4 protein-coding genes are annotated in these 4138 nt (G+C 61.2%); 2 read left to right on the top strand and 2 right to left on the bottom strand.

The genetic code is table 11. The annotated features are described in order from the left end of the window. Positions 1-12: 12 nt before the first annotated feature. Positions 13-243, bottom strand: a complete 231-nt coding sequence (locus F8N49_RS26050; protein WP_071172961.1) for a hypothetical protein — start codon at positions 241-243, stop codon at positions 13-15. Positions 244-334: 91 nt separating this feature from the next. Continuing rightward, on the bottom strand, positions 335-1048 hold the full coding sequence (locus F8N49_RS26055; RefSeq protein ID WP_056788733.1) for a FadR/GntR family transcriptional regulator: 714 nt from the start codon (positions 1046-1048) through the stop codon (positions 335-337). 355 nt (positions 1049-1403) lie between these two features. Here F8N49_RS26055 and F8N49_RS26060 point away from each other — a divergent pair, with 355 nt between their 5' ends. Both F8N49_RS26060 and gudD read left to right on the top strand, forming a co-directional pair. Then, on the top strand, positions 1404-2750 hold the full coding sequence (locus F8N49_RS26060) for an MFS transporter (RefSeq protein WP_016775359.1): 1347 nt from the start codon (positions 1404-1406) through the stop codon (positions 2748-2750). Between the two features lie 25 nt (positions 2751-2775). Further along, on the top strand, positions 2776-4119 hold the full coding sequence (gudD, locus tag F8N49_RS26065; protein ID WP_024013479.1) for a glucarate dehydratase: 1344 nt from the start codon (positions 2776-2778) through the stop codon (positions 4117-4119). Positions 4120-4138: the final 19 nt, after the last annotated feature.

Raw genomic sequence — 4138 nt, forward strand, 5'->3', positions numbered from 1 at the left:
ATAATCCAGACCTCAGCGCATATCATCCGACAACGGCGTCGGCTCATCCGCCGGCGGCACATCCTCGTCATCCGGCGGATCCTTCCAGTCATCCGGGCGGTCGGCATCGCTCAGGGGATCGCGCCCCGGGTCCATGCCCGGCGGTGCATCGTGATCGCTCAGGGTCGGCTCGTCGGTGCCGGATACGGGGCGGGTCTGGTCGGTGGGCGCCATGCCACCGGGAACAAGCGAGTCATCAGCCATGCTGCACCTCACAATACTGGCCCGGATTATCCGGGGCGTATTACTTGGAAGCGCGGGCGCTGAGGGCGTGCAGTAGATCAGACCAGCGGCATCAGCCTTGGGCGGTAAAGCGATCGCGACTGTTGGTCAGGTGCAGCCACATCGCGGCACGGGCGGCATCGGCGTCCTGACGCTTGATCGCATTCAGAATCGCCTCGTGTTCCAGATTGGCCAAGTGGCCGAGCTTGCTCAGATCCGCCGCGCCGCGCTCGGCGGCATTCAGGCGATTGCGCGGGATCATCGCACTGCCCAGGTGCTGCATGATCTCGCTGAAACAAGCGTTGCCGGTGGCCTCGGCGATCAGCAGATGGAAACGCCGATCGGCCTCCACGCAGCTGTCGTTGTTGGCCAGCAGCCGTTGATAGTCATCCAGCGCCTGACGCATCTGCTGCACCTGCTGCTCACTGCGCCGCTGCGCCGCCAGCGCCGCCGCTTGCGTCTCCAGGCCCATGCGCAATTCGAGAATGCTGCGCACGCCGAGCGCCGTATCGACGTTCAGGCGCAGGCCCTGCTCCGCTGCACGCTCGATCACGAAGGTACCGATGCCGTGGCGCGTCTCCACCAGCCCCGAGGCCTGCAACTTGGAAATCGCCTCGCGCACCACCGTGCGGCTGACGCCGTGCTCCTGAACGATGGAGTTCTCCGAAGGCAGCTTGTCACCGGGCGACAGTTGTCCGAGCAGGATGCTCTGGGTGAGCTTTTCCACCAGGTCATGAGCGAGGTTGTGCGTGCGTTTGCGCGCGGGCGCGTCGAGGTCTTCTTGCATGATCGGTTCCGGTGATCGGGGCTTGCCGATCGTAGCACTGCGCGATGACGGTCGAGATGGGTTTTAGCAGTTGGCGGTGGAACAACTTGTATGACAACACCACAATAAATCAGTATTTCTTGGCAGCCTGCCAACGCGCATCAGTCGCCACGATTCAACGATACGCCCTGCTCAATTGGTGCGAAAGCCAATAGAAACGGGACAAAATCCACTTTTCGCATAAGAAAGAGAGCATCCAGAAGAATTTAATCGCTGCTTCCCACTTGTAGGACAAAAAACCACAGTTGTATGATGTCTATCAACAACGCAGCACCCAGTCCTACCCGCATAAAAATAATCAGTGGGAGAAACATCAGTGAAAACCTCCGTCTCCGGGATGCAGGACAGCGTCGACCCGACGCTCGCCTCAGCCATCTCGAAAGTCAAACGCCACGTCCTGCCGCTCTTCGTGATCATGTTCATCGTCAATTACATTGACCGGGTGAACATCGGCTTCGTCCGCACCCACATGGAAACCGATCTGGGCATTGGTGCTGCCGCTTATGGCTTCGGCGCCGGGCTGTTCTTTATCGGTTACGCGCTGTTCGAAGTGCCGTCCAACATGCTTCTGCAAAAAGTCGGCGCACGCATCTGGCTGACCCGCATCATGTTCACCTGGGGCATAGTCGCGGCCTGCATGGCGTTCATCCAGAACGAAACCCACTTCTATATCCTGCGTTTTCTGCTCGGTGTCGCCGAGGCCGGGTTCTTTCCCGGGGTGATTTATTACTTCACCCGTTGGCTGCCAGGCGTCGAGCGTGGCAAGGCGATCGCGATTTTCCTCAGCGGTTCGGCCGTGGCCTCGCTGATCTCCGGCCCGCTGTCCGGCCTGCTCCTGCAGATCAACGGACTGGGCATGCACGGCTGGCAGTGGATGTACTTCATCGAGGGGATGTTCTCGGTGTGCCTGTGCGTGTTTGTCTGGTTCTGGCTGGATGCCAAACCCCACGACGCCAAATGGCTGAGCCGCGCCGAACAGGATGCGCTGGTCAGCGCCATCGACGACGAGCAAAAGGCCCGTGAAGCCGCAACGCCGATCCGGCCTTCGCTGGGCAAACTGCTCAAGGACCGGCAGATCATTCTGTTCTGCCTGATCTACTTCTTCATTCAGCTGACCATTTACGCGGCGACTTTCTGGCTGCCGAGCATCATCAAGAAGATGGGCGAACTCAGCGACGTGCAGGTCGGCCTGTTCAACTCGATTCCATGGTTGCTGTCGATCGTCGGCATGTACGCCTTCGCCTCGCTGTCGGCGAAGTGGAAACATCAACAAGCTTGGGTCGCCACTGCCCTGTTGATCGCCGCAGCGGGGATGTTCATGTCCACCACTGGCGGGCCGATCTTTGCCTTCGTCGCGATCTGCTTTGCAGCGCTGGGTTTCAAATCCGCCTCGTCGCTGTTCTGGCCGATTCCCCAGGCTTATCTGGATGCACGCATCGCGGCGGCAGTGATCGCGCTGATCAACTCGGTGGGCAACCTCGGCGGCTTCGTCGCGCCGACCACCTTCGGCCTGCTGGAGCAACACACCGGCTCGATTCAGGGCGGCCTCTATGGTCTGGCCGCGACCTCGATCATCGCCGCAATCATTGTCTTCGCCGCGCGCACCACGCCCAAACCCGCTGCTGAAAAGGCTGTGGCCGACGCCGCGCCGAAACACGCCTGACTACGTCTCGACAAGGAAAACAACAATGACTGTTCATGACACCGCCAAAGCTCCGATCATCACCGACATGCAGGTCATTCCGGTGGCCGGTCACGACGGCATGCTGCTCAACCTGAGCGGCGCCCACGGGCCGTTTTTCACCCGTAACATCGTCATCCTCAAGGACAACGCCGGCCACACCGGCGTCGGCGAAGTGCCCGGTGGCGAGCGCATTCGCCAGACCCTGGAAGATGCACGCAATCTGGTGGTCGGCAGCCCCATCGGCACCTACCAGAAGATCCTCAACCAGGTGCGCCAGACCTTCGCCGACCGCGATGCCGGCGGCCGTGGCCTGCAAACATTCGACCTGCGCATCACCATTCACGCGGTCACCGGCCTGGAAGCCGCCCTCCTCGACCTGCTCGGCCAACATCTGGACGTGCCGGTGGCGGCGCTGCTCGGTGAAGGTCAGCAACGCGACGAAGTGAAGATGCTCGGTTACCTGTTTTACGTTGGTGATCAACACGAAACCGATCTGGCCTATCGCAGCGAACCGGACGCCGACAACGACTGGTTCCGTGTGCGGCACGAGAAAGCCATGACCGCCGAAGCGGTCGTGCGCCTGGCCGAGGCGGCGCACGCCAAGTACGGTTTCAAGGATTTCAAACTCAAGGGCGGCGTGCTCAGCGGCGATGCCGAAATCGAAGCGGTCACAGCACTGGCCGAGCGCTTCCCTGAAGCGCGAATCACCCTCGATCCGAACGGCGCCTGGTCGCTGAAAGAGGCGATTCGTCTGTGCCGCGATCAGCACCACGTACTCGCCTACGCCGAAGACCCGTGCGGTGCGGAAAACGGTTATTCCGGGCGCGAAGTCATGGCTGAATTCCGCCGTGCCACCGGCCTGAAAACCGCGACCAACATGATCGCCACCGACTGGCGTGAAATGGGCCACGCGATTCAGTTGCAGTCAGTGGACATCCCGCTGGCCGACCCGCACTTCTGGACCATGCAGGGTTCGGTACGCGTCGCGCAGATGTGCCACGAGTGGGGCCTGACCTGGGGCTCGCATTCCAACAACCACTTCGATATTTCCCTGGCCATGTTCACCCACGTCGCCGCCGCCGCACCCGGCGAGATCACCGCCATCGACACCCACTGGATCTGGCAGGACGGCCAGCGTCTGACCAAGGCACCGCTGCAAATTGTCGATGGTCTCGTGCAGGTGCCGAAAAAACCCGGGCTGGGCGTGGAGCTGGACATGGATCAAGTGGCCAAGGCCCACGAACTTTACAAAGGCATGGGCCTCGGCGCGCGGGATGACAGCGTGGCGATGCAGTTCCTGATTCCGGGGTGGAAATTCGATAACAAGCGGCCGTGTCTGGTGCGGTAATCCAGCAGGCGCCGCTGAT

The sequence above is a fragment of the Pseudomonas sp. GXM4 genome, from assembly GCF_008923895.1.
GTDB classification, from domain to species: Bacteria; Pseudomonadota; Gammaproteobacteria; order Pseudomonadales; family Pseudomonadaceae; genus Aquipseudomonas; species Aquipseudomonas atacamensis.